This is a genomic window from Pseudomonas sp. WJP1 (assembly GCF_028471945.1).
Taxonomy (GTDB): domain Bacteria; phylum Pseudomonadota; class Gammaproteobacteria; order Pseudomonadales; family Pseudomonadaceae; genus Aquipseudomonas.
In genome coordinates this window covers 2,334,827-2,359,287 of sequence record NZ_CP110128.1, presented here as the reverse complement: position 1 = coordinate 2,359,287, position 24,461 = coordinate 2,334,827, and the positions used below count along the sequence as shown (strand labels likewise).

Genomic DNA, 24,461 nt, shown 5'->3' with positions numbered 1-24,461 from the left:
TTTTCAGACACCGGTGATGTGGCCTGTGCCACCGTCATCGCGAGCAGGCTCACTCCTACAGGGGAATGGGTATGAAGCCTGTGGTCATCATCGGTGCCGGCCCCGCCGGTATTCGTGCCGCGCAAACCCTGGTCGCCCACGGTGTGCGTTCGGTCCTGGTGGACGAATCCGCACGGGGTGGCGGGCAGATCTATCGGCGCCAGCCGGCCAACTTCAAGCGTTCGCCGGTCAAGCTGTATGGCTTTGAGGCGCGCAAGGCCAGCGCCCTGCACCAGACCATCGACGAACTGCGCGAGCAGATCGATTACCGCCCCGACACCCTGGTGTGGAACGCCGAGGACGGCGCCCTCGACACCTTGCACGACGGGCGTGCCGCGCGGCTGGAGTTTTCCCGGGTGATCGTCGCCACCGGCGCCACCGACCGGATTCTGCCGGTGCCGGGCTGGACCCTGCCCGGCGTCTACAGCCTTGGCGCGGCGCAGATCGCGCTGAAGTTCCAGGGCTGTGCCATCGGCGAGCGCGTGGTGTTCGCCGGCAGTGGCCCGCTGCTGTACCTGGTCGCCTATCAATATGCCAAGGCTGGCGCCAACGTGGTCGCGGTGCTCGACAGCTCGCCCTTCAGCGCCCAGGCCCGTGCCCTGCCCGGCCTGCTGGCGCAACCGGGCACGTTGGCCAAAGGCATCTATTACCGAGGCTGGCTGACCGCACATGGCATCCCGGTGCATCAGGACGCGACCTTGAACCGCATCGATGGCCAGCGACGTGTGCAGTCGCTGACGTGGTCCAATGCCAAAGGCCAACACCGGTTGGACTGCGACGCCGTCGCCTTCGCCCACGGCCTGCGCAGTGAAACCCAACTCGCCGACCTGCTCGGCTGCGAATTCGCCTGGAACCCGCTCAACCGCGCCTGGCTACCCACCCGTGACCGCGCCGGCCGCAGCAGTGTCGCCGAGGTGTACCTGGCCGGTGACGGTGCCGGCATCATGGGCGCTGACGCCGCGGAAATGGCCGGTGAGCGCGCGGCCCTGGCATTGCTTGAAGACATCGGCTACCTGATCCCCTCGCAACGGCCCACACAGCTTGAGCAATCGATGGAACGCATCGGCGACTTTCGTCAGGGCCTGGAGCGTGCCTTTGCCTTTCCCGAACACTGGGCCGCGAATGTCGCCGATGACGTCATGGTCTGCCGCTGCGAAGAAGTCCGCGCCGGCGATATTCGCCAGGTGGTGCGCGAGGGCCACTGGGAAATCAATCGGGTCAAGGCCCATTGCCGGGTCGGCATGGGCCGCTGCCAGGGCCGGATGTGTGGCGCTGCGGCGGCGGAAATCATTGCCTGTGAAAGCCAGCGCGGTGTGTCCGACATCGGTCGGCTGCGGGCCCAGGCACCCATCAAGCCGCTGCCTTTTGGCCTGGAGATTGAAGCATGATCGAAGTCGATGCAGTGATCATCGGCGGCGGCATCGTCGGGGCTTCGGCGGCGCTGTTTCTCGGCAAGGCCGGGCGCCGGGTGGCGTTGCTGGAACGGGACTTTTGCGGGTCGCACTCCAGCGGTGTCAACTACGGCGGCGTGCGTCGCCAGGGTCGGCCGCTGTCGCAGTTGCCGCTGTCGCAACGTTCCCACGCCATTTGGGCGCAACTGCCACAGTTGATCGGCATCGACGGTGAGTACCAACGCAGCGGCCACCTCAAGCTCGCTCGCAGCCTCGACGATTTACGCGCCCTGCAAAACTATGAAGTCAGCAGCCAGGGCTTCGGCCTCGACTTGCAGGTACTCGACCGCAAGGCATTGCGCGCACGTTTCCCCTGGGTTGGCGATGTCGCGGTGGGCGCTTCTTATTGCCCCGATGACGGCCACGCCAACCCGAGGCTGGTATCTCCGGCGTTCGCCCGGGCCGCACGGCACCACGGCGCGCAGGTGCATGAGCAATGCGCGGTCACCGTCGTGGACCACGACGGTCAGCGCTTTCGTGTACGCACGCAAACCGGTCTGGAGCTGCACGCGCCCTGGCTGTTGAACTGCGCCGGAGCCTGGGCCGGCAGCCTGGCCGCGCAGTTCGGCGAGCCGGTGCCGATGCATTCCGGGCACCCGGCAATGCTGGTCACCGAGCCCTTGCCACTGGTGATGGATGCCAGCACCGGCGTCGAGGGCGGCGGCATCTATGCGCGTCAGGTGGCGCGCGGTAATTGCGTGCTGGGTGGCGGCCAGGGCTTTGCCCTTGACGATGCCCGCGCCCGCCCCGGTCAAGGCGCCGTACTGGAGATCCTGCGCCAGGCCGTCGAACTCTACCCGTTTCTTGAGGGCGCCCAGGCGATTCGCACCTGGAGCGGCACTGAAGGTTACCTGCCCGATCGCCAACCGGTGATCGGGCACAGCCGTACCCAGCCTGGTCTGTTGCATGCGTTCGGCTTTGCCGGCGCCGGTTTCCAGATCGGCCCGGCGGTGGGCCAGGCGCTCACCGAGATCATCTGTAGCGGCGCGTCAAAGACGCCGCTGGATGCGTTTTCCATCACCCGGTTTCACTCCATCTCAGTAGCTTGATAGAGGAAGGTCGCGCCAATGAATAACGTCAAACGCAGTGCACTGTTCTCCTGCCTGGGCGCCCTGCTCACGGTGAGCCAGGCCCACGCCGAGCCGACGCTTTACCTGGGCATGAACGGTGGCACCATGGAGCGGCTCTACGCCGACAAGGTGCTGCCGGCCTTCGAGAAGGCCAACAACGTCAAGGTCGTCATCGTGCCGGGCACCTCCGCCGATATCCTGGCCAAGGTCCAGGCCAGCAAGGGCAACCCGCAGATGCACGTGATGTTCCTCGACGACGGCATCATGTACCGTGCCATCGCCATGGGCCTGTGCGACAAGCTCGAGGACAGCCCAACCCTGGCGCAGATTCCGGCCAAGGGTCGGATCAAGGACCAGGCGGTGGCCGTCAGCCTCGGCGTGACCGGGCTGGCCTACAACACGCGCCTGTTCAAGGACAAGGGCTGGAGTGCGCCGACCTCGTGGATGGACATGGCCGATCCGCGCTTCAAGGACAAACTGGTGTTCCAGTCGATGGCCTCTTCCACCTTCGGCCTGCATGGCTTCCTGATGTTCAACCGGATTCAGGGCGGCAGCGAAACCGATGTCGACCCCGGCTTCAAGGCCTGGCCGAACACCGTCGGGCGTAACGTGCTGGAGTACATTCCGAGTTCGGCGAAGATCTCTGAAATGCTGCAGACCGACGAAGCGGCGCTGTTCCCGCTGACGCCGACCCAGGTCACCGCGCTGAAGCTCAAGGGCATGCCGGTGGAATATGCGCAGCCGAAAGAAGGCGCGGTGGTGCTCAACGTGGCCGAATGCGCCATCGCCGGCAACACCCAACCGGAACTGGCGCAGAAACTTGCCGCGTTCCTGCTGACACCGGACGCTCAGGCTACTGCACTTGAAGACGGCGACCAGATCCCTTCCAATCCGAACACCCCGACCACCGACCGCACCCGTGGCCAGGTAGACGCGATGAAGCAGTACCTGGAGACGGCGATCGCGGTGGACTGGGACCAGGTCAACGAACAGCGTCCGGCATGGAATGCCCGCTGGAACCGGAGCATCGAACGGTAGGCGTCCGAATTATCAAAGCAAAACCCTGTAGGAGCGAGCCTGCTCGCGATGGACTTGAGGACGCCACGGGGGAATCAGGCACCCAGCGTCATCGTTGACGTCCATCGCGAGCAGGCTCGCTCCTACAGAGGTACGCGCCCCTGCAGGAGTTGCCGCGGGGTTCAGAAATCCCGCTTATAAAAGATATCCAACGAACTGGCCACGCCACCAGCAGCTTCAAGGTAGACCTTTTTGCTCAGCTTGTAGCGCAAGGCAATGGTGTTGGCCGGTTCGAACACACCGACGCCATAACGCAGGCTGAGCTTCTCGGAAAGGTTGCCGCTGGCGACCACGCTGGTGGCGTTGCCACTGCCCTCGGTGTCGAGCTGGAAATCATCGATCCCCAGATTCTTCGCCAGGCTGCCGGTCACTCCGGAGCTGCCCATCAGGCCCAGGCCGAGCGCGGCCTGGGCGAGCATGTTGTTGTCTTCACCGTTGGTACTCAGCGGACGCCCCAGCACCAGGTAGGACAACGCCTGTTCCTGGGCCAGGGCCGGTTCCGAGAAAATCTGCGTGGTCGGTTGCTCGGCGCTGCCACTCAAGCGGATGCCGGCGATCACATCGTCGGTCTGGCGGATCGCCTCGATGTCCAGGTACGGCTGGTCGATGGGACCTGCGAACAGCAACCGCGCCCGGCGCACCGTAAGCCGCTGACCGTAGGCGCGGTACCGGCCATCGTTGAGCCATAACTCACCACGGGTGTCCATGTTGTCACCGATGTGCACATGCCCCTGCACTTTGGCGGTCAGGCCAAACCCGGCAAAGCTCAGCTTGTCTTCGCCGACCACCACATCGATGTCCATTTTCATCGCCAGGGGTGGTTTACCCTCCTCGGTCTGCTGCCCGACGATCACCGTGTCATCGGAGACCTTGACCGTCGATGGCGGCAACTCGCGAATGGTGATGTCCCCCTTGGGCACCCGTACTTTGCCAGCGATGGCCAGTTCATCACCCTTCATCGAGATTTTCAGGTCCGGCGCCACTTCGACCTTGGCGTAAGGTTCGACGCTGACCGGCAACTGCGAGCCCTTGAGCGCCAGATCCATCACCAGCGCCTGGCCCCAGGCGATATTGCCGTTAAGGCTGCCCTGCCCGGTCTTGCCGCTTTTCCAGCCGCCGTTGAGCTGCACGGATTCACCGGCGATCAGCGCCTGCAATTGCAACGCTTGAATCTCCATCGGCAACTCGGCGCCGGAAACCTCGCCGTCGCTGAGCAACAGATTGCCATTGACCTGGGGCGCCAGCAGGCCACCGGCAATCGTGCCGCTGCCATTCAAGCGACCGGACAGTTTCTCGACCATGGGTACAAACGGCCGCGCCACTGACAGATCCAGGCCATTCAAGCGAAAGGTACCGGTCAGTGGCTTGTTCTTCGGCAACGGGTTGATCTGCGCCTGCACGTTCAATTCGCCGAGCTTGCCGCCGACGAAATTCAGCTCGCTATCGATGCGCTTGGGCGTCAGCTGGCTGGTGAGTTTGAGGGTCTGGTAGGGGAAGTCCAGCCATTGATCTTTCTCGCGCATACGCAGCGTGCCGCCGCTGGCATCGATGCTGATCACGCCGTTCGGGCCGCTGGCCGGCAGGTCCAGTTGCACGTCGGCGTTGAGCCGGCCTTGCCAGGCGAAATCCTTGGGCAACCACTGGGCGAGGCTGTCGATGGGGAATTGCTTGAGGTGATAACGCAGCTTCGGCTCGGGCATCAGGCGCTGGTCCTCGCCGCACAAACTGGCCGGGCCAGACGCCCAGCAATGGGCGCCGAAATTGATTTTGCCGTCCGCCAGCCGTTCCAATTTCGCCGGCCCCTGCAGCTTCCAGTCCTGGCCACCGGCCTGGATATCGCCGCTGGCCAGGCGCCCGCGCCAGTTGCCTTTGTCCAGCGCACCGTCGAGACCGAGCGCGAGTTTGAGCTTGGGCCCTTGCAGGTCGAGGTTCAGTTTCTGGTTCCTGATGTCGCCCTGACCGCTGGCGGTCAGCGTGCCCAGCGAGGTATCGCCCGCCTGGATGCCGCTGCCCTTGAGGTCGATTTTCGCCCGTTGCGCGCTGTCGAGTGTCGCGTCCAGGTTCAGGCTTTGCAGGCGATTATCCTGGAAAGCCAATTGCGTGCCTTGCAGCCCGAGCTTGCCTTGCGGTGCCTTGAGCGTGCCGGCGACATCGACCCGGCCATTGACCTGGCCGCGCAATTGCGGCCAGAGCTGGGCCAGGCGCAGCAGCTTGATGTCGATCTGCCCGGTGAGTTTCTGTTGCAGGCTGCCCTTGCCGTTGATGCTGTTGTCGCCGAGGCGAATCTGCAGGGCGTTCAGATTCCATTGCTCGCCACTGCCATCGGCCTTGGCTTGCAGGACGGCCGGCTGGCCGCGCAACTTGCCCTTCAGATCCAGGTCGGCGCTCAGGCTGAGTTTCTCGTTCTTCATCTCGCCTTTGCTGCGCAACGGTCCGGCCAGGGTGCCCGGCAGTTCCGCGACCCAGTACGCCGGGTCGATCGCGGAAAGATCCAGCGAGGTGTCCCAGGCGATGCCGTCGGCGAATTGCAGGTTCAGATGCCCTTCGGCCTTGCCCTGCCCGGCGACCAGCTGGATCTGTTGCAGGTAGATTTTCGTCAGGTCGCCGGCGAACGGGCTGGTCAGGCTGAACGCCCCGGCCGGGCCATCCAGCGCGGCGTCGAAGTGCCCCAGGTATTTGCCGTCGGTGTAGGAAACGTCACCGTTGAAGCTGCGCAGGGCCACTTGCGGTTCGTCGATCAGCGGGTAGAGACGGTGCCACGGGAAGTCCAGCCAGGCGACTTTGGCATCAGCGCTCAGGCCCTTGCTCCAGTCCAGTTGCCCCGTGAGCTTGAGGCTTTGCTTGTCGTTGGCGGTCAGGTCCAGTGCGGCGATCTGCGCGCCGTTGGCGTCGACCTTGCCTTGCAGCGCCAGCGCGACCGGGCCTTGCTCGGCCGGCAGCGTGGCCTTGCCGAGTAACTGATAGCCGTTTTTCAGGTCACCGGCGCCAGTCAGTTCAAGCTTGTTGAGTGTCAGGGTGTCGGGCAAATCGACGCTGGGTTTGAAGCCGTCAGCGGTGATGCGCAGCGTGGCCGGCAGGTTTTCCACCAAGGGTTGCAGCTGGCCGGTCAGTTGCCCATTGAGGTAGCCACTGCTGTCGGCTTTCAGGTTCAGGGTCTTGAGCAGGTCGCCGTCGACCTTCAGCGCCAGCGCCCAAGGTTCGGTTCCGGGCGCTGGCAGGGTCAGCTTGCCTTCGGCCTTGAGCGGCCAGTTGCCGGTCGGTTGCAGCAGGCCGGACAGGTGCAGGCTCAGCTCATCGCGCTGCAATTGCACCGAGTCGATCTGCAAGCCGTTGGCGGTCCAATGCGCCGCCAGTTGCAAGCCCTTGAGCTGTTCGCTGCCGTTGAACAGCAGGCTGCCCACCTGGATATCCCCCAGTTCGAGCGCCAGGGGCAGTTTCAAGTCAGGAAGGTTGATTGGCCTACTGCTCTCTTCCTGCTCGCCGGGCGGCAATTGCAGGCTGACCCGATCGGCCTTCAATTGCTCGATGCACAAGGTCATTCGCGTCAGGCACAGCGGCGACCAGGCGAAGATGACTTTATCGAGTTCGACCCGACTGGTGTCTTGCTGCCACAGCACATGGTCGGCGCTCCACTGTCCGCCCAGGCGCCCCTGGAAATTGTCCAGGCTCAAGCCCGGCACGAACCCGAGCGCCCAGCGACTGCCCGTTGCCGTGCCCAGCACCGTGGCCAGGGTAAGGACCACCAACATCAACAGCGCCAGAACGGCAAGCAGCGTTACTTTCAAACCACGCTTCACAGCTCGGGCCCCATGGAAAAGTGCAATCGAATGCCGCCATCATCATCCAGTGCATGGGCCAGGTCGAGGCGGATCGGCCCCACCGGAGAGATCCAGCGCACGCCGATACCGACCCCGGTCTTGAGGTTCGGCAGCTCAAGTGTATTGAAGGAGTTGCCCTGGTCGACGAAGGTCGCCACACGCCATTTTTCCGCAACGGAATACTGGTATTCGGCGCTGGCCGTGACCATGTAGCGCCCACCGATGCGGTCACCCTGATTGTTTTCCGGGGACAGGCTCTGGTAGTCGTAGCCGCGCACACTCTGGTCGCCACCGGCGAAGAAGCGTAACGACGGAGGTATTGACTTGTAGCCGTTGGTGGCACTGCCGCCGACCTGCACCCGACCGAGCAAGCGGTGCTTGTCGAACACTGTGGTCAGGCCTTTGACCAGCGCGGTGCCGTACAGCAAGTTGTTATCGGAACCCAGCCCTTCCTTGGCGACCTTGCTTTCGAACTGCAGGCGATAACCGTTGTGCGGGTCGATGCGGTTGTCGCTTTTGAGGTACGAATAACTCACACCGGGCATCAGTAGCGTACTGAGGCCGGAGTCGTCTCCGAGGCGGTATTCCTCGCGCTGCCACTTCAGCGACACCACCCGCTGCCAGCCGCTGGGCAACTTGCTGTGCCATTCAGGGCCGACGGTCAGCAACTTGCTGAGGCTGTCCTTGTCGGCGATTTCTTCCTTCTGGTAACCACCGGCGAAGCGCAGTTTGTCGGTCAGCGGCGGGTCCAGGGGAATGTCGTAGAACAAGCCAACGTTTTGCCGTGGCGCCGAGATTTCGGTCTCCCAGCCGTAACTGTGACCCTGGGGGTTGACCCAGTGCCGGGTCCAGTTGGCCTTGACCCGCGGCCCGACGTCGGTGGAGTAGCCAAGGCCCAGGCCCATGGTGCGTGGCTTGCGGGTTTCGAGCTTGACGTCCACCGGGATCACATCGTCCTTGGACGCGGTCGGCGCCGCGTCGACCCGCACGCCTTCGAAATAGCCGCTCGATTGCAGCGCCTGGTTGAGCTCGGCGATCAGTTCGGAGTCATACGGCGTACCGGCCTTGAACGGCACCATGCGTTGCAGCAGGTCTTCGTCGAACGGTGTGTCGCCTTCGAAACTGACCTTGCCCAGCGAGTAGCGCGGACCACTGTCGTAGACCAGCTCGATATCGGCCACACCGGCCCGCGGATCGACCGATAACTTCTGTCGGGTAAAGCGGCCACTGAAAAAGCCATAGCGCGAGGCCTGGTTCTGGATCAGGCGCTTGGCGTCCTCGTACTGACCGTGGTTGAGGACCGCACCGGTTTGCAGTGCCTTGCTTTTGGGCACACGAAAGGCTTTGAGGCTGGCCGCCGGGCCGTCGACACGGATTGTGATGTTGCGCAAACGCACCGGCTCGCCGGGCTCGATGGTCAGTATCAGGCGCGGCGTCTTGCCGGCCTTTACCTCGCTGTCGATTTGCGGCTGGTAGTAACCCAAGGCCTGGGCGGCCTTGCGCGCCTGCTCCTCGGCGCCACGACTGAAGCGCAGCAAGGCTTCTTCGTCACGATCGCCGAGACTGCCGATATAGCCCTCTATATTGGCCTTCAGTGCATCGTTGGACGGTTTGATCCGCACATCCAATTCACTTTGCGCCAGTGCCGCGCAGCTGGTAATCAGCATCAGCATGCCACTGGTTATTCTTCCTGGAAAATTCATAGGCGCGGATGCTATCACGAGCGTGGAGCGTGATAGAGCCTGGCTTGCACAGAAAGTTCGACCTCAAGCTGTTGCTGTATGTAATACCTGTGGATTGGCGTGGAAAAACACGTGTTCGCGAATCGGCCCCACGGCCACCTCGCCGATTTCCTCATAGCCCTGGCGCTTATAGAAGTCGAGATAACGAGGGTTGCCGGTGTCGAGAATCACACCCTGGGAATTTTCATCCACCGCGCACCAGTTGTGCACCGCCTGCAACAGCTGCTCACCAAAATGCTTGCCCTGGAACTGTGGGTGAACCCCCAGCAGCGGCAGCACGTGCACCGAGTCGTTCGGCACGCAGGCAGCGACGGCGTCGTGATATTCAAGGTAGCGGCGGGTGCAGCGAAAACCGGTACTGAGCACCATGCGCAGGCGCCAGGCCCAACTTTCAGTCACACCCAGGCGCCGTTGCGGCGGCGCGATCAGGGCAATGCCGATCAGCCGGTCATTGACCAGCAGGCCGATGGCCGGCAACTCCTGGAAAAAGTGCTGCTTGACCAACTCGCGCACGGTCGCGCGCACCCGTTGCTCATAGCCGGGACGCTCGGCTTCGAACAGGTAGCTGAACGTCGGCTCGTGGCGGTAGGCCTGGTACAGCAGCGAGCGGGCTTCACGGGAGTAGCCACTGTCGAGCATGTGGATATCGGCAATGGCGGTGGAGGTTTCGGGCATGACGGTCGTTCTCCCTGGCACAGCTCACGCGGCTGCGCTCTTGTTGTTACGAGCTCATTTGGGCTGACACAGTTCCTTGCTGATCGGGAATCAGTGTAGGCAATGAAACCCTGTTCGTCCCACCGCGCACTGGCCCCCATTGCACATGTCAGCTAGCATCGCCCTTTTGCCAGGACTGCCGACCATGAAGATCGTCTCCTTCAACATCAACGGGCTGCGCGCTCGCCCGCATCAGCTGGCGGCGCTGATCGAAAAGCATCAGCCCGATGTGATCGGGTTGCAGGAAACCAAGGTCCATGACGACCAGTTTCCACTCGATGAAATCAAGGCCCTGGGCTACCACGTGTATTTCCATGGGCAGAAGGGTCACTACGGCGTCGCCCTGCTTTCGCGCCAGGAGCCGCTGGCCCTGTACAAAGGCTTTGCCACCGATGAAGAAGACGCGCAACGCCGCTTCATCTGGGGCACCTTCGCCGACGCCAATGGCGTGCCCGTGACCATCATGAACGGTTACTTCCCACAAGGTGAAAGCCGCGACCACCCGACCAAGTTCCCGGCCAAGCAGCGTTTCTACAGCGACTTGCAGGCGCTGCTGGAAACCCAGTTCAAGAACGACCAGCCGCTGGTGGTGATGGGCGACGTGAACATTTCCCCGGAAGACTGCGACATCGGCATCGGCCCGGACAATATGAAACGCTGGCTGAAGACCGGTAAGTGCAGCTTCCTGCCGGAAGAGCGCGAGTGGATGGGCCGGCTGAAGAACTGGGGCCTGGTGGACAGCTTCCGCCACCTCAACCCGGATGTCGCCGATCGCTTCAGCTGGTTCGACTACCGCAGCCGCGGATTCGAAGACGAGCCCAAGCGCGGTCTGCGGATCGACCTGATCCTGGCCTCCCACGCTCTGCTGCCACGGATCAAGGACGCGGGCGTGGATTACGAACTGCGCGGCATGGAAAAACCGTCGGATCATGCGCCGATCTGGTTGGAGTTGAGTTAAAAGGGTGGGCAACGCGTAGGAGCGAGCTTGCTCGCGAAAAACGTCTGGAAAGCGTAGTCACTCAGACAGCCAGCGTCATCGTTGACGTCCATCGCGAGCAGGCTCGCTCCTACAGTGGAAATGTGTACAACCATCCGACTAGGCCGCCTCGCTCCTGATCGTTCCCACGCAGAGCGTGGGAACGATCGAAAGCATGGGTGGCAGATAGGGCTGTCATCTTTCGGAAATCTTTCTGACTTATTCTCCCGGCACTTCCCTTGGTCTTGATAGGTGCCGGCATGTCGCTGCGCGGGTGGTTTCTGTTGATACTCTGCGCCGGGCTGCCACTGTCGGTAGCGGCCAGCGCCTTGCCGATTCCCGGGCAAGGTCCGGTGCTGCGTATCCAGGGTTCCAATACCATTGGCGCGGCTCTGGGGCCGGCGCTGGTCGAGGGCTTGATGCGCGAGCAGGGTTTGCTCAAGGTGCACCGCGAAGCGACGGAGCAGCCCAACGAATCACGTATCGTCGGTGAAACCGAACAAGGCCGTCGGGTCGAAGTGGAACTGGCGGCCCACGGCTCCAGTACCGGCTTCACCGCGCTGAAAACCGCCAGTGCCGATCTCGCCGCCTCCTCCAGGCCGATCAAGGACAGCGAGCTGGTCAGCCTGCACGCATTGGGCGACCTGAAAAGCGCCGCCGCCGAACAGGTCATCGCTATCGACGGGCTGGCAATCATCCTGCATCCACAAAACCCGTTGAACACACTCGACACCGCGCAACTGGCGCGTATTTTCAGCGGCGAGGTGAAAACCTGGGAGGAGCTCGGTGGCCACGGCGGGGCCATCCATCTTTATGCGCGCGATGATCAGTCCGGCACCTACGACACCTTCAGGGAACTGGTGCTCAGTGGTCATGGCAAAACCCTGAGCGGCAGCGCAAAACGTTTCGAGTCCAGCGAGCAATTGTCCGACGCGGTCAGCCAGGACCCACACGGCATCGGCTTTATCGGCCTGCCCTACGTGCGCTCAGCCAAGGCCGTGGCGATTGCCGACGGCCAGTCCATGGCCATGCTGCCGCTCAACAGCCTGATTGCCACGGAAGACTACCCACTGTCCCGGCGTTTGTTCTTTTACCTGCCACCCAAGCGCAACAACCCTTGGGCCGAAGCGCTGGTGGCCTTCGCGCAAAGTCGCCAGGGCCAGGCGATCGTCGCGGCCAACGGCTTCATCGCCCAGACGATCCAGGCCATGGCTGTTACACCGAATGCGTTGATGCCTGAGGGCTACCAGGCACTGAGCCGCCACGCCATGCGCCTGACGGTGAACTTTCGCTTCGAAGAAGGCAGCGCCAGCCTGGACAACAAGGCCCGCCAGGACCTGTCACGGGTGCTCGACTATATGAAGCAGCACGACAAGACCGATCGCCAGGTGACGCTGGTCGGGTTCGGCGATGCCAAGCTCGATCCGGCGCGCGCCGACCTGCTTTCAAAGCTGCGGGCCATGGCGGTGCGCCGCGAACTGGTGAAAAGTGGCGTGGTGCTGCGTGACATTCGCGGTTTCGGCGCCGAGATGCCGGTGGCGGCCAACAGCGAGGATGAGGGACGGATCCGCAATCGGCGGGTCGAGGTCTGGGTTTACTGAACCTGTCAGGCCAGGTCGTCCAGACCTGGCCCGAAACGACTTCAGCCGAGCAGTTTTTCCAGTTGCGCAACGGTATCGACGGCGCCCATGGTTTTGGCGGCGTCCAGCGCGGTAATGCCGTTGGCATCCTTGGCTTTCGGGTCTGCGCCCTTGCCGATCAGGTAGTCGACGACTTCGACGCGGTTGAACATCGCGGCCATCATCAACGCGGTACGGCCGTCAAATGACGAACCCTCGACCTGCGCGCCCCCTTCGACCAGGGCCTTGATCACGGCCAGGTCACCCTTGAATGCCGCGCCGGCAATCGGGCTCTGGCCGTTGTCGTTGCGGATTTCCGGGTCAGCCTTGTGTTCGAGCAGGACTTTTACCGTGTCCACGTGGCCGTGATAGGCGGCCAGCATCAGCAAGGTATCGCCCTTGTGATTGCGCAGGTTCGGCGGCAGGCCCTTGCTCAGCAGCGCAGCCATCATGGCCGCATCACCCTCGCGCGCCTTGTTGAAGACCTGTTCGGCAAACTCGGCGGCTTCTTCCGGGGTCATCTGGCGGCTTTTGTCTGACATTGAACGCTCCACTTTCAGTTTTTCGCAAAGCCGACAGTTTCCCGAGGGGGCGCGTCACTGTCACTTGTTTTTTCTGATGCGCAGCCATAGCCCTTTTCAATAACGGTACTTGCCACCCTGGATGTCCGCCAGCACCTGCCCGGTAACCTGCACGTAGGTGTCGGTGCCCGGCAACCAGGCGTAGATAGGGTCATCGCCGGTCCGGCCGGGGTCGAAGGCTTCGTCCTTGAGCCGGGTCTTCTGGTATTTGAACGTCCCGGTGATGTCCATTTTCACTTTCACCCGCAGGAACAGCGGCACCGCGTAGGCCGGCAGGTGTTGCCGGGCGAAGGCCAGCAACTCGCCGAAGTCCAGGGTTGCCAGGGATTCCGCGGGGGTGATCGCGGCCATCCCGGCACGGCCGTTGGTGTTGCGCACCTCCACGCCATAGGCCACGGCCTCGGAAATGTTCGGGTGCTGCAGCAGGATGTTCTCGACCTCGGTGGTCGACACGTTTTCCCCCTTCCAGCGGAAGGTATCGCCCAGGCGATCGACAAACTGCGCATGACCGAACCCGATGTTGCGCAACAGGTCACCGGTATTGAGGTAGCGATCGCCCTTGACGAACACGTCGTGAAGCACGACTTTTTCGGTGTTGTGCGGATCGGTGTAACCATCGAGCGGCGCCTTGTCGTCGATCCTGGCCAGCAGCAACCCCTGCTCGCCCTTGCCGACCTTGCGCATGAAACCATTGGTGCCACGCAGCGGCGCACCGCTGTCGTGGTCATACGCCGCCAACTCCCAGGCCATCAGGGAAAAGCCCACGGTGTTGTCGAAATTGAGGATGTTGGTGAAACCGATATTGCCGTCACTGGCGGCATACAGCTCGCAGATATGCCCGACCGCGAAGCGCGTCTTGAATTCGCCCCATGCCCCGGGACGCAAACCGTTGCCGATCATCTTGGTCACGCCGTGCTGGCTGTCGTCGGCACTGGGTGGCTGGTCGACCAGGTAGCGGCACAATTCACCGACGTAGCCGAGGGTGGTCGCCCGGTACTTGCGCACATCGCTCCAGAACTGGCTGGCGCTGAACTTGCGGCGGATGGCGAACCCCGACGCCCCGCTGATGGCCGAGCCCCAACACACGCACAGGCCGGTGGCGTGATACAGCGGCAACGTGCAATAGACGATGTCCTCGGGGCGCATATCCAACGCGATCATGCCGAAGCTTGCGTAACTGCGCATCCAGCGCCCGTGCTTGAACACCCCGGCCTTGGGCAAGCCGGTGGTGCCCGAGGTATAGATGTAGAAACAGGGATCGTCGAAAAAGACCTGCTGACTGCTGGCGGGATTGTCGCTACAGGCGTCGATGCTGGCCGTCATCAGGTTGACGAACCCGTCGGGCGCGATGCCCGGGTGGCTGTAGGTGTCCTGATCGGCGACGAACCAGGTGCGCTCCCTCTCGATCGATACCCGCTCACATACAGCCAGGTAGGCCGGTACCAGCTCCGCGCCGACGACAATGGCTGCGGGGGTCACCAGGTTCAGGCTATGGGCCAGGGCATCGCGGGTTAACGAGGTATTGAGCAAGGCACTGATGGCGCCAACCTTGGCCACCGCCAGAATGGTCACCAGCAATTCCGGGCGGTTCTCGATGAAGACCGCCACCACGTCGCCCTTGCCGATGCCTTGCGAAATCAGGTGATGGGCGATGCGATTGGCCCAACGGTTGACCTGGGCATACGTCAGCTGCACCTCGCCGTAGAGCAAGGCCGGGCCTTCGGGGTTACGCAGGGTCGCCTGTTCGAAACTCCAGCCCAGGCCACACGTTTGGGCCGGATCCTTGACGTTGGCGACCTTCATGCCCTTGACCACACGAGGAATGGCTTTGGCAATGGAAGGCAGCTTGCGGAGCATCATGCCCCAGGTGATCGTGTCGTGCTGCGTGCGGCGCATGGCTGTTCCCGTGGGCTCTTCTTATTGTCGGGCGGCGTTGATCGACCCCGAAAATACGTCAACGGTTCTGCAGCTGTACACGCGGTTTTTGCAATGTTTTGTATCCGCGACACCGACGTTTGAAATCGTGAGCGCGCACACGCGAAATGGTTCCATCGAAACGCCGACGACCACGCAAAATGCAGGATGCACGATAGCCATTCATGCAGATTGCACGAAAGCGAAAATCATCAGAATTTTTATGTCATTGTTTTATATGAAGTTTTTATAGAGAGAAATACTGGCACAATCACTGCAACAGTCTCCCCATGCTTGCCATTCAAGAGCTAACGGAGCTGACAGACATGAGCCTGATCCAAGAAAAATTTTCCTCCTTGTTCTCCAACTTCGACGTGACCACCCAGGATCGACCTGACGGCGGCATCCTGCTCACCTTGCGCTGCGAAGGTAAGGAATTCAAACGCTCGATCTCCTACCAGCAGCTGCACAATGGCGACCAACTGTCGTGGGTCATCAGCGCCATTCGCCGCGATCTGGCGGAACAGGCCAGCGAATTGCCGCAAATCTCCCTGCTGCAAAGCCAGCAGCGCTTTGCCCTGCCGACCTATCATTCGCTGTAAGTGTCGCGCCGCGGTAAACCATCAGGCCGTGCAAGCTTGCGCTTCACGGCCTGAGTGGTGGCTGTTCAGCAGTCATCCATTCCCGGGAATCGAGCAGCGCTGTCGTCGCCGGTGAAATGGGCCACCCAAGGCTGGGTACCACACAGACGAATCGCAACCACGAAAGGCTGCTCGCCGATGTCCAGCCACTGCCGGGTGCCCGCCGGCAGCACCATCAGGTCGCCTTTTTCGCACAACACGGCGTAGACGTAATCGTCGATGTGTACCGACAACAAGGCGCTGCCCGCGGCGAACAGCAAGACTTCGGCTTCGTCCTGGCGGTGCTCGGCGAAGAAGCTCGCGCGTATCGACTCTTTTTGCGGGTGATCGCGGTCGAGGCTGATCACATCCACCGCGCGCAATCCGTGCCCGGTCATCAGCGTGTCGATGGGCGCCTGGCAGGCGCCGATGACGTCTTCGTGGCTGGCACCGGGGCGGATCCTCGCTTCGGCCTGCCAGCGGTCAAAGCGTATGCCCTGCTCGGCGAGGGTCGAGGCAATGTCTTCGAAATGAGTCAGCACCTTGTTAGGTAGGTCGGGACTGGAAACGTGATAAACGGACAGGCTGCTCATCAGGACAACTCCTTAAGGGTTCAAGAGGGAGCGCGTGTCCTCTTGCATTCGTGTGGCAATGATAACGGCTGCCGCCAGCGCTGCGAGGCTGGCAATACTAAAGGTTAAGGGGGCGCCAAGGGCCGTCCAGCTGTAACCGGAATAGAGGGCGCCCATTGCGCCACCGGTGCCGGCCAGTGCGGCGTACAGCGCCTGGCCCTGCCCTTGCTGGCGGGGGCCGAAGCTGCGCTGCACGAACTGGATGGCCGCGGCGTGAAAGCTGCCGAATGTCGCCGCGTGCAACACCTGGGCAAACAACAACACCCAGAGGAATTCGGCCAGCGAACCGAGCAACAGCCAACGCAACGCCGCCAACAGAAAACTCGCCAGCAGCACGCGCCGTACCGAGAACCGCGCAAGGATCCGGCTCATGGCCATGAACATCAGCACTTCAGCAACCACGCCAACGGCCCAGAGCATGCCGATCACGCCCCGGCTGTAGCCCAGTCGCTCGAGGTGCAAGGTGAGAAAGGTGTAATAGGGACCGTGGCTCATCTGCATCAGCGCCACGCAGGCGTAGAACGCCAACACCCCGGGGCTGCGCAGTTGCGCGAGGAAGCCTTCGCCGGTCAATCGCTCGCCCTGCACCGGTTGGGCGTTGGGTACCCACAGGCTGCTGAGCACGATCGCGGCCATGATCAACACCAGCGCCGCGGGGTAAATGTCCAGGCTGAGCCATTCGAACAAGCGCCCGAGCGCGACCACGGTGATGATGAACCCGATCGAGCCCCACAGGCGAATCTGGCTGTAGCGCGAGGCCTGGCCTTGCAGGTGCGCCAGGGTGATGACTTCGAACTGCGGCAGCACCGCGTGCCAGAAGAAGGCGTGCAAGGCCATGACCATCGCCAGCCAGGCATAGGTCTGGCTGACGAAAATCAGCGAAAACGTCAGCAACGTGCACACCGCGCCCAAGCGCACGATGGCCAGCCGCCGGCCGGTGTAGTCGCCGAGCCAGCCCCAGAGGTTCGGCGCCACGCAGCGCATCAGCATCGGGATCGCCACCAGCTCGCCGATGCGCGCCGCGGAGAATCCCAAGTGATCGAAGTACAGCGCCAGGAAAGGCGCTGTCGAACCGAGCAAGGCGAAATAGAACAGGTAAAAGCTGGACAGCCGCCAGTACGGGAGCGCCGTCACCGCTGGGTCAGATCTGGCCCAACACCGGCGTGCTCACCCGCACATCGGCGTTCTGGCCACGGTGACGCAGCAGGTGGTCCATCAGCACGATGGCCATCATCGCTTCGGCGATCGGCGTGGCGCGGATGCCGACGCACGGGTCGTGACGGCCTTTGGTGATGACGTCCACCGGGTTGCCATGGATATCGATGGAACGACCCGGCGTGGTGATGCTCGACGTCGGCTTCAGCGCCAGGTGGGCCACGATCGGCTGACCGGACGAGATGCCGCCAAGAATGCCGCCCGCGTTGTTGCTGAGGAAACCTTCAGGGGTCATTTCATCGCGGTGCTCGGTGCCACGCTGGGCGACGCTGGCGAAACCGGCGCCGATTTCCACCCCCTTGACCGCGTTGATGCTCATCAGCGCATGAGCCAGCTCCGCGTCGAGACGGTCGAAAATCGGCTCGCCCAGGCCCGGCATCACGCCTTCGGCGACCACGGTGATCTTCGCGCCAACCGAATCCTGGTCACGGCGCAACTGGTCCATATAGGCTTCCAGCTCCGGCACTTTGTCCGGATCGGGGCTGAAAAACGCGTTCTGTTCCACCGAATCCCAGGTCTTGAACGGAATTTCGATCGGGCCGAGCTGGCTCATGTAGCCGCGAATGACAATGCCCTGGGTCGCCAGGTATTTCTTGGCAATTGCGCCAGCCGCCACGCGCATCGCGGTTTCCCGGGCCGAGCTGCGGCCGCCGCCGCGATAGTCGCGCTCGCCGTATTTGTGGTGGTAGGTGTAGTCGGCATGGGCCGGACGGAACAAGTCCTTGATCGCCGAGTAGTCCTTGGACTTCTGGTCGGTGTTGCGAATCAGCAGGCCGATGGCGCAGCCGGTGGTGCGACCTTCGAACACGCCCGAGAGGATTTCGACTTCGTCGGCTTCCTGGCGCTGAGTGGTGTGGCGGCTGGTGCCGGGCTTGCGGCGATCCAGGTCGCGCTGCAGATCCTCCAGGGAAATCTCCAGCCCCGGCGGGCAGCCATCGACAATGGCGACCAACGCCGGGCCATGGCTTTCGCCAGCGGTGGTGACAGTGAACAGCTTGCCGTAGGTATTGCCGGACATGCAGGACGCTCCGTGAAATGAACCTTAATACGTAATGCGCGCCAGTATACGCAGGCTATCCAACTAGTTCATCCTCGAACCTTATGGGTGTGTACGAGTCCAACCGGCACCTTGATGATGATGGCGTGACAATGCTGCGAGTTCTAGCCTTGAGCCTTACCCTGATTTCCGGCTTCGCCCAGGCCACTGTCCTGCAGCGGCCGATCACCCTGGACACCGGCAACGGCGAGCTATTCGGCTCGATGCTGCTGCCTAAATCCGCCACACCGGTGCCGGTGGTGCTGATCATTTCCGGCTCCGGCCCGACCGATCGTGACGGCAACAACCCCGAAGGCGGGCGCAATGACAGCCTCAAGCGCCTGGCCTGGGTGCTGGCCAAACACAACATCGCCAGCGTGCGCTACGACAAGCGCGGCGTGGCAGCGAGCCTGGCGGCCACCCCTGACGAACGCAACCTGTCGGTGGAGGCCTATGTGGCCGACACTGAAGCCTGGGGCCGAAAACTCAAGACCGATCCGCGCTTCAGCCAGCTGATCCTGCTGGGTCACAGCGAAGGGGCCTTAATCGCCAGCCTGGCGGCGCCGAGCGTCGATGCGGCGGCGGTGATTTCCATGTCCGGCAGCGCCCGGCCGATCGACCAGGTCCTGCGCCAGCAACTGGGCAATCGCCTGCCTCCCCCACTGATGCAGCGCAGCAATGAGCTGCTCGACAGCCTCAAGGCCGGGAAAACCGACGATAACGTGCCACCGCAATTGCAGGTGATTTTCCGCCCGAGTGTGCAGCCGTACCTGATTTCCCTGTTCCGCCAGGACCCCGCCGCCGCGTTCGCCAAGTTGAAAATGCCGGCGCTGATCATCCAGGGCAGCAATGACATCCAGGTCGGGGTCAATGACGCCCGGTTGCTCAAGGCGGCCAAACCAGACGCGGAACTGGCGCTGATCGAAGGCATGAACCACGTCATGCGCATCGTGCCCAACGACGTCAAGCGCCAGCTGGCCTCCTACAAGGATCCGAATTTGCCGCTGGCGGCGGAACTGGGCACGCGAATCCTCGGATTCATCGACGGACTTCGTTCCAGTTAATTTGCGCTCCAGTCTTGTCGAAAACGGCCGATAAGCCTTTGTCGCCAGCGTACTGGCTGGCGGCACGTTGAGCTTGGACAGGATCTCGCCGTTATGACCGATACCCAGACTTCACCCGACACCACCGCTGAAAAGGACGTACCGCCAGCGGTCGAGCTACCCTGGGCGGACGTTCACGTCGAGCACCACAAAATGCTCCGCCTGGCGCCGTTGCAGACTGATCGCAATACCGGTGGTCGGCCCCTGCGCTTTGTCGAATTCGGTTATGCCGAACGCAACGACAAGCTGCGCAGCCTGATGCGCATGAGCGTCTCCCTGCCCGGCCAGCGCGTGCGCAAGGAACAGAATCTTCTGGACGTGTGGGTCCACCACGCCGAAAAACGCGTGCATTTTGGACCCGACAGCGGCCTGCAGATCGAACCGCTGAACCGCGGCATCGGCCGCTTCATGGCCGCCCACGGCATCAACTGGGCGAAGAAAAGGTGGCCTGGCTACACCGTCGACGGCACCGACCTCAACAACAAGGACGCACTGAACGAAGACACGCGCCTGCGCCGCGATCACTTTTTGCGCGTGCACGGCTTCGATGTGGCCTACGCCGATGCCCAGCATTTGAAGGGTAGCGTCAAGGAAGTGCGGGTCGGCGACCTGCTGAGTGACTGGAACACGGAAAAACTGCAGGTCGTGGAAATTCTTGAAGCCGCACAGATGCTCCAGCAAGCCGAGCAGAACCTGGCCGAGCAGGAAGTCAAACTCAAGAAACACGAAGAGAAGGTCAGCAAATACAAGCGTGAAGACGCCGGTTTACGTTTCACCATTACCTGTTTGGTGGCGTTTGCGGTGTTTCAGGCGGGTTTGTTGATCTGGATTGCGACGCACCGGTAACGATCGTTCCCACGCTCTGCGTGGGAACGATCCACGCTTAAACGCGGGAGGCGAACAGCGCCTGATGGTCCCGGCACTGCTCGGCCGTCAACATGAACACCCCATGCCCGCCACGCTCGAATTCCAGCCAGGCGAAGTCGACTTCCGGGTACAACGCCTCGACGTGCACCTGGCTGTTGCCCACCTCGACAATCAACAAGCCCTTCTCGGTCAGGTGATCCGCCGCCTCGGCAAGCATGCGGCGCACCAGGTTCAGGCCGTCATCGCCGCAGGCCAGGCCCAGTTCCGGTTCGTGCTGGTATTCGTCCGGCATGTCGGCGAAGTCCTCGGCATCCACGTACGGCGGGTTCGACACGATCAGGTCGAAACGCTGCCCCGGCAAACCATCGAAACCATCGCCCTGCACGGTGTAGACGCGTTCGTCGACGCCGTGGCGCTCGATGTTCTGGTTCGCCACCTCCAGCGCTTCGAACGACAGGTCGGCCAGCACCACCTCAGCGTTCTGGAACTCGTAGGCGCAGGCGATACCGATGCAGCCGGAGCCGGTGCACAGGTCGAGAATCCGCGCAGGCTCGGTGCCCAGCCATGGCGTGAAACGGTTTTCGATCAGCTCGCCAATCGGTGAACGCGGGATCAGCACGCGCTCATCGACGATGAACGACATGCCACAGAACCAGGCTTCACCCAGCAGGTAGGCGGTCGGCACACGTTCTTCGATGCGGCGCTTGAGCAGCTGTTGCAGGTGGGCCAGCTCGTCTTCTTCCAGATTGCAGTCCAGGTAACTGTCGGAAATTTCCCACGGCAAGTGCAGTGCACCCAACACCAGTTGACGGGCTTCGTCCCAGGCGTTGTCGGTGCCATGGCCGAAAAACAGATCCTCCCCATGGAAGCGGCTGACGGCCCAACGGATATGGTCACGCAGGGTACGAAGGCGGGAAGTGATCACGACGGTAAACTCCAGAAAAATCGACGGGCGATTCTACCAGTCAAACGACGTCACGACGACGCAGGAAAAACACCGGGGTAAATGTAGGATTCTTCTGGATTTTTCACTGGCTATTGAACAAAACTCAATACTTGACAACGCTGCACGCCAGTAACGACGGTGCCTACGATGGTAGCGATTCACAGAAGCGCTCAGCCAGAGGACAATGTCGCAAAAGCCCCACTCGAAGGAGCCCCAGAATGTCCGTTCCACAAACGATGTTTCAACTCAGCGGCCGCGGTTATGCAGCAGCCAAACTGAGTCATGCGACCCTGATCATCATCGATGCCCAGAAAGAGTACCTCAGCGGTCCCCTGGCCCTGAGCGGCATGGATGCGGCGGTTGCGAACATCAAGAAATTGGTGACTGCAGCCCGCGCGGCCGGCCGGCCGATCGTGCATGTCAGTCATCTCGGCACCGTCGGTGGGCTGTTCGACCCCCGCGGCGAGCGCGGCCAGTTCATTCCCGGGCTGGAGCCGCTGGCCGGCGAAATCAAGATCGAGAAGATCCTGCCAAGCGCGTTCCATGGCACGGACCTGAAAAAACGCCTGGAAGACCTGGGCTCGGTGGACCTGGTGGTGTGTGGCTTCATGAGCCATTCCAGTGTCAGCACCACCGTGCGCGCGGCGAAGAACCTGGGGTTCCGCTGCACCCTGGTGGAAGACGCCTGCGCCACCCGTGATCTGCCGTACAAAGGCGGCGTCCTGAGCGCCGAGCATGTGCAGCAGACCGAAATGGCGATCATGGCGGACAACTTTGCCGCCCTCGCCCTGACCAACGACCTGGTCTGATCGGCGGTTCATGAGCGGTCTAGACCGCCGCTCATCCGCAAAAGCCTCTCATATGCCGTAAATGTCTTAGCCTCAGGAACATCCCGGTCAACTTCCGGTCGAAGGGCCGATACCCATTGAGGAAGGTCGGAATGAAGTTATCCGATGGTTTTGACGCTCGCCGTTTGCGGCCCAAAGGCCAGAGCAACTGGCGTTTTCGAATCGGCGCAGCCTTTGCTGCCTTGCTGGCGACCTGTGGCGTGCTGCTGGCGATGGCCGGTGCCGCCAGCCTGTTCGGCCACGTTCCGGCCCTGGGCGAGCTGAACACCAACCGGGCGGGCGCGGCCGTGATCCTGGTCTTGGGCCTGTTCGTGCTGTACCTGGGCATTTGGCTGTGGCGTCGCTGCCGCCGGCGCTCACGTCAATCGAATGCGCTGGCCATGTCCCCGCACCTGATGAAAAAACACGACTAAGCGCAAGTCGCAGCGCAACGCCGCACGTTTTCTCGCGCCCGATTCGCCTGGAGTTGGGTAAACTGGCCGCCCTTCGCGGAGGCTGACATGCAAGACGACGATTTTTCCCTGTTCAAAAGTGCGATCCAAGGCGTCAAGCCGATCAAGCACGATCGCGCCGAAACCGGCAAACCCAAGGCTGACCGCGCGCAGATCGCCAAGTTGCGCCAGGCCGCCACCGTGCGCACCGATGCCACCACTGTTGACGGGCTGTCCGATCAGTTCGTCATCGACGTCGGCCCGGAGGACGAACTGATGTGGGCGCGCGACGGTGTGCAGGAAAGCCAGATGCGCAAGCTCAAGATCGGGCAGATCCCGTTCGAAGGCAGCCTTGACCTGCACGGCATGAGCGTAGAAAAAGCCCGGGAAACCCTCTGGGCGTTCCTGGCTGAAGCGACCAAATTCGAAATCCGCTGCGTGCGCGTCACCCACGGCAAGGCCGTGCGCCTGGACGGCAAGCGGCCGATGATCAAAAGTCACGTCAACACCTGGCTGCGCCAGCATCCACAGGTACTTGGCTTCACTTCATGCCAAGCCAGGCATGGCGGTGCTGGAGCCGTTTATGTGATGCTCAAACGGACCATGATGGAAGGTCGCGACGAGTAAACCTGATGCGCCGTGCTTGCAGCGCCGTGTCCGCCACCGTACCCTTGCCCTTTGCGTAAAATCCCACAGGTAGTTTCATGTCCCTGGAACAGAATTACACCGCGATCCTAGGCCAACTGGGCGAGGATCCCTCCCGCGAGGGCCTGCTCGACACGCCAAAACGTGCCGCCAAAGCCATGCAGTACCTCTGCCGCGGTTATGAACAGTCACTGGAAGAGGTCACCAACGGTGCCTTGTTCAGCTCCGACAACAGCGAAATGGTGCTGGTAAAGGACATCGAGTTGTACTCGTTGTGCGAACACCACCTGCTGCCGTTCATCGGTAAGGCCCATGTGGCCTACATCCCGAGCGGCAAGGTACTGGGCTTGTCGAAAGTCGCGCGGATCGTCGATATGTACGCCCGCCGCCTGCAGATCCAGGAAAACCTCAGCCGCCAGATTGCCGATGCCGTCCAGCAGGTCACCGGCGCCCTGGGCGTTGCCGTGGTGATCGAGGCCAAGCACATGTGCATGATGATGCGCGGTGTGGAAAAGCAGAACTCGACGATGATCACCTCGGTGATGCTCGGCGAATTCCGTGAGAACGCCGCGACTCGCAGCGAGTTTCTCAGCTTGATCAAGTAATTCGCGGCACGAAGAGAACCGGCATTCATCGCCGGTTTTTTTTCGCCCTGGAAAAATCAGGTAAGCTGCGCCCCTTTCTTCATTCGCACCGTGAGGCTTTCAACGTGTTCGTAAAAGCGCTTCGTGTTGGCCTGGGCCAACTGATCATCTTCATCGACTTCATCACCCGTCCAGGCAAGAAGCAGCGCCCTGCCGCCGCCCAGGCCCAGGTCGAAACCGCCGCCAAGGGCCTGACCCTGTATCAGTTCCATGCCTGCCCGTTCTGCGTGAAAACCCGCCGCACCCTGCGCCGCCTGAACGTACCGGTGGCCCTGCGCGACGCGAAAAACAACGAACAGGATCGCCAGGCCCTGCTCGAGCACGGCGGCAAGATCAAGGTGCCGTGCCTGCGCATCGAAGAGAATGGCCAGACCACATGGATGTATGAGTCCAAGGTGATCATTGATTATCTGGACAAGCGTTTCGCGGCAGCCTGATTTGTTTGTGGTGTGATGGATGGCCCCATCGCCAGC

General features: G+C 62.2%; 22 protein-coding genes. 13 read left to right on the top strand and 9 right to left on the bottom strand.

Features of this window, described 5'->3' with window-relative positions; translation table 11 throughout:
- The first annotated feature begins 71 nt into the window (after positions 1 to 71).
- Genes OH720_RS10625 through OH720_RS10615 form a run of 3 tightly spaced genes read left to right on the top strand, consistent with a single transcriptional unit; the run spans position 72 to position 3,598 of the window.
- A complete protein-coding gene (locus OH720_RS10625) occupies positions 72 to 1,427 on the top strand; it encodes an FAD/NAD(P)-dependent oxidoreductase (RefSeq protein WP_272605561.1) in 1,356 nt (451 codons plus the stop codon).
- A complete protein-coding gene (locus OH720_RS10620; protein ID WP_272605560.1) occupies positions 1,424 to 2,539 on the top strand; it encodes an NAD(P)/FAD-dependent oxidoreductase in 1,116 nt (371 codons plus the stop codon). The genes OH720_RS10625 and OH720_RS10620 overlap by 4 nt, the downstream gene beginning before the upstream one ends.
- Before the next feature lie 18 nt (positions 2,540 to 2,557).
- On the top strand, positions 2,558 to 3,598 hold the full coding sequence (locus OH720_RS10615) for an ABC transporter substrate-binding protein (protein WP_272605559.1): 1,041 nt from the start codon (positions 2,558 to 2,560) through the stop codon (positions 3,596 to 3,598).
- 161 nt (positions 3,599 to 3,759) lie between these two features.
- Here OH720_RS10615 and OH720_RS10610 read toward each other — a convergent pair whose 3' ends face one another.
- From OH720_RS10610 to OH720_RS10600, 3 genes are all read right to left on the bottom strand, one after another.
- Entirely contained in the window at positions 3,760 to 7,434 is a 3,675-nt protein-coding gene (locus OH720_RS10610; protein ID WP_272605558.1) for a translocation/assembly module TamB domain-containing protein, read from the bottom strand.
- Complete coding sequence (locus OH720_RS10605) at positions 7,431 to 9,158, bottom strand: autotransporter assembly complex protein TamA (RefSeq protein ID WP_272605557.1); 1,728 nt, start codon at positions 9,156 to 9,158, stop codon at positions 7,431 to 7,433. Before OH720_RS10605 ends, OH720_RS10610 begins: the two co-directional genes overlap by 4 nt.
- A gap of 63 nt (positions 9,159 to 9,221) precedes the next feature.
- The gene (locus OH720_RS10600) at positions 9,222 to 9,872 is read right to left on the bottom strand and encodes a GNAT family N-acetyltransferase (RefSeq protein ID WP_008057251.1); all 651 of its coding nucleotides are present in this window, start codon (positions 9,870 to 9,872) and stop codon (positions 9,222 to 9,224) included.
- Positions 9,873 to 10,056: 184 nt separating this feature from the next.
- Here OH720_RS10600 and xthA point away from each other — a divergent pair, with 184 nt between their 5' ends.
- Complete coding sequence (gene xthA / locus OH720_RS10595) at positions 10,057 to 10,869, top strand: exodeoxyribonuclease III (RefSeq protein ID WP_272605556.1); 813 nt, start codon at positions 10,057 to 10,059, stop codon at positions 10,867 to 10,869.
- A 278-nt stretch (positions 10,870 to 11,147) separates the two neighbouring features.
- A complete protein-coding gene (locus OH720_RS10590; RefSeq protein ID WP_272605555.1) occupies positions 11,148 to 12,488 on the top strand; it encodes a phosphate ABC transporter substrate-binding/OmpA family protein in 1,341 nt (446 codons plus the stop codon).
- Between the two features lie 41 nt (positions 12,489 to 12,529).
- Here the strand turns inward: OH720_RS10590 and OH720_RS10585 are convergent, their stop codons facing one another.
- Complete coding sequence (locus OH720_RS10585; RefSeq protein WP_008057258.1) at positions 12,530 to 13,048, bottom strand: ankyrin repeat domain-containing protein; 519 nt, start codon at positions 13,046 to 13,048, stop codon at positions 12,530 to 12,532.
- A 96-nt stretch (positions 13,049 to 13,144) separates the two neighbouring features.
- A complete protein-coding gene (locus tag OH720_RS10580) occupies positions 13,145 to 14,983 on the bottom strand; it encodes a long-chain-acyl-CoA synthetase (protein ID WP_272605554.1) in 1,839 nt (612 codons plus the stop codon).
- 344 nt (positions 14,984 to 15,327) lie between these two features.
- On the opposite strand from OH720_RS10580, the gene OH720_RS10575 reads away from it, so the two are divergent.
- Positions 15,328 to 15,603 carry a DUF3509 domain-containing protein gene (locus OH720_RS10575; RefSeq protein ID WP_008057261.1) on the top strand — a complete coding sequence of 92 codons (276 nt, stop codon included), beginning with the start codon at positions 15,328 to 15,330 and terminating at the stop codon, positions 15,601 to 15,603.
- Between the two features lie 65 nt (positions 15,604 to 15,668).
- Here OH720_RS10575 and OH720_RS10570 read toward each other — a convergent pair whose 3' ends face one another.
- The 3 genes from OH720_RS10570 to aroC are packed head-to-tail and all read right to left on the bottom strand — an operon-like array spanning position 15,669 to position 18,486.
- The gene (locus OH720_RS10570) at positions 15,669 to 16,214 is read right to left on the bottom strand and encodes an acireductone dioxygenase (RefSeq protein WP_272605553.1); all 546 of its coding nucleotides are present in this window, start codon (positions 16,212 to 16,214) and stop codon (positions 15,669 to 15,671) included.
- Between the two features lie 12 nt (positions 16,215 to 16,226).
- Positions 16,227 to 17,387, bottom strand: a complete 1,161-nt coding sequence (locus OH720_RS10565) for an MFS transporter (protein WP_272605552.1) — start codon at positions 17,385 to 17,387, stop codon at positions 16,227 to 16,229.
- A gap of 7 nt (positions 17,388 to 17,394) precedes the next feature.
- A complete protein-coding gene (gene aroC / locus OH720_RS10560; RefSeq protein WP_008057266.1) occupies positions 17,395 to 18,486 on the bottom strand; it encodes a chorismate synthase in 1,092 nt (363 codons plus the stop codon).
- Between the two features lie 83 nt (positions 18,487 to 18,569).
- On the opposite strand from aroC, the gene OH720_RS10555 reads away from it, so the two are divergent.
- Both OH720_RS10555 and OH720_RS10550 read left to right on the top strand, forming a co-directional pair.
- Positions 18,570 to 19,568: an alpha/beta hydrolase gene (locus tag OH720_RS10555; RefSeq protein WP_272605551.1), complete on the top strand. Its 999-nt coding sequence runs from the start codon at positions 18,570 to 18,572 to the stop codon at positions 19,566 to 19,568.
- A gap of 93 nt (positions 19,569 to 19,661) precedes the next feature.
- Positions 19,662 to 20,453: a hypothetical protein gene (locus OH720_RS10550; protein WP_272605550.1), complete on the top strand. Its 792-nt coding sequence runs from the start codon at positions 19,662 to 19,664 to the stop codon at positions 20,451 to 20,453.
- A 37-nt stretch (positions 20,454 to 20,490) separates the two neighbouring features.
- On the opposite strand, the gene prmB is transcribed toward OH720_RS10550, so the two are convergent.
- The gene (prmB, locus tag OH720_RS10545) at positions 20,491 to 21,399 is read right to left on the bottom strand and encodes a 50S ribosomal protein L3 N(5)-glutamine methyltransferase (RefSeq protein WP_272605549.1); all 909 of its coding nucleotides are present in this window, start codon (positions 21,397 to 21,399) and stop codon (positions 20,491 to 20,493) included.
- 239 nt (positions 21,400 to 21,638) lie between these two features.
- Here prmB and OH720_RS10540 point away from each other — a divergent pair, with 239 nt between their 5' ends.
- From OH720_RS10540 to OH720_RS10520, 5 genes are all read left to right on the top strand, one after another.
- A complete protein-coding gene (locus OH720_RS10540) occupies positions 21,639 to 22,229 on the top strand; it encodes a cysteine hydrolase family protein (RefSeq protein WP_008057272.1) in 591 nt (196 codons plus the stop codon).
- A gap of 131 nt (positions 22,230 to 22,360) precedes the next feature.
- Positions 22,361 to 22,681 (top strand): hypothetical protein, encoded by a 321-nt coding sequence (locus OH720_RS10535; RefSeq protein WP_180206026.1) that lies wholly within the window; start codon positions 22,361 to 22,363, stop codon positions 22,679 to 22,681.
- Positions 22,682 to 22,768: 87 nt separating this feature from the next.
- Positions 22,769 to 23,326, top strand: a complete 558-nt coding sequence (locus tag OH720_RS10530) for a Smr/MutS family protein (protein WP_008057274.1) — start codon at positions 22,769 to 22,771, stop codon at positions 23,324 to 23,326.
- Positions 23,327 to 23,403: 77 nt separating this feature from the next.
- Positions 23,404 to 23,949 carry a GTP cyclohydrolase I FolE gene (gene folE, locus OH720_RS10525; protein WP_008057275.1) on the top strand — a complete coding sequence of 182 codons (546 nt, stop codon included), beginning with the start codon at positions 23,404 to 23,406 and terminating at the stop codon, positions 23,947 to 23,949.
- A gap of 104 nt (positions 23,950 to 24,053) precedes the next feature.
- On the top strand, positions 24,054 to 24,425 hold the full coding sequence (locus OH720_RS10520) for a glutathione S-transferase N-terminal domain-containing protein (protein WP_180206028.1): 372 nt from the start codon (positions 24,054 to 24,056) through the stop codon (positions 24,423 to 24,425).
- The last annotated feature ends 36 nt before the right edge of the window (positions 24,426 to 24,461 follow it).

Excerpts from the sequence above, each read along its gene's own strand:
- OH720_RS10625 (WP_272605561.1), top strand. The coding sequence starts at position 72 with ATGAAGCCTGTGGTCATCATCGGTGCCGGCCCCGCCGGTATTCGTGCC.
- OH720_RS10620 (WP_272605560.1), top strand. The coding sequence starts at position 1,424 with ATGATCGAAGTCGATGCAGTGATCATCGGCGGCGGCATCGTCGGGGCT.
- OH720_RS10615 (WP_272605559.1), top strand. The coding sequence starts at position 2,558 with ATGAATAACGTCAAACGCAGTGCACTGTTCTCCTGCCTGGGCGCCCTG.
- OH720_RS10605 (WP_272605557.1), bottom strand. The coding sequence starts at position 9,158 with ATGAATTTTCCAGGAAGAATAACCAGTGGCATGCTGATGCTGATTACC.
- OH720_RS10600 (WP_008057251.1), bottom strand. The coding sequence starts at position 9,872 with ATGCCCGAAACCTCCACCGCCATTGCCGATATCCACATGCTCGACAGT.
- xthA (WP_272605556.1), top strand. The coding sequence starts at position 10,057 with ATGAAGATCGTCTCCTTCAACATCAACGGGCTGCGCGCTCGCCCGCAT.
- OH720_RS10590 (WP_272605555.1), top strand. The coding sequence starts at position 11,148 with ATGTCGCTGCGCGGGTGGTTTCTGTTGATACTCTGCGCCGGGCTGCCA.
- OH720_RS10585 (WP_008057258.1), bottom strand. The coding sequence starts at position 13,048 with ATGTCAGACAAAAGCCGCCAGATGACCCCGGAAGAAGCCGCCGAGTTT.
- OH720_RS10580 (WP_272605554.1), bottom strand. The coding sequence starts at position 14,983 with ATGCGCCGCACGCAGCACGACACGATCACCTGGGGCATGATGCTCCGC.
- OH720_RS10575 (WP_008057261.1), top strand. The coding sequence starts at position 15,328 with ATGAGCCTGATCCAAGAAAAATTTTCCTCCTTGTTCTCCAACTTCGAC.
- OH720_RS10570 (WP_272605553.1), bottom strand. The coding sequence starts at position 16,214 with ATGAGCAGCCTGTCCGTTTATCACGTTTCCAGTCCCGACCTACCTAAC.
- aroC (WP_008057266.1), bottom strand. The coding sequence starts at position 18,486 with ATGTCCGGCAATACCTACGGCAAGCTGTTCACTGTCACCACCGCTGGC.
- OH720_RS10555 (WP_272605551.1), top strand. The coding sequence starts at position 18,570 with ATGGGTGTGTACGAGTCCAACCGGCACCTTGATGATGATGGCGTGACA.
- OH720_RS10550 (WP_272605550.1), top strand. The coding sequence starts at position 19,662 with ATGACCGATACCCAGACTTCACCCGACACCACCGCTGAAAAGGACGTA.
- OH720_RS10540 (WP_008057272.1), top strand. The coding sequence starts at position 21,639 with ATGTCCGTTCCACAAACGATGTTTCAACTCAGCGGCCGCGGTTATGCA.
- OH720_RS10535 (WP_180206026.1), top strand. The coding sequence starts at position 22,361 with ATGAAGTTATCCGATGGTTTTGACGCTCGCCGTTTGCGGCCCAAAGGC.
- OH720_RS10530 (WP_008057274.1), top strand. The coding sequence starts at position 22,769 with ATGCAAGACGACGATTTTTCCCTGTTCAAAAGTGCGATCCAAGGCGTC.
- folE (WP_008057275.1), top strand. The coding sequence starts at position 23,404 with ATGTCCCTGGAACAGAATTACACCGCGATCCTAGGCCAACTGGGCGAG.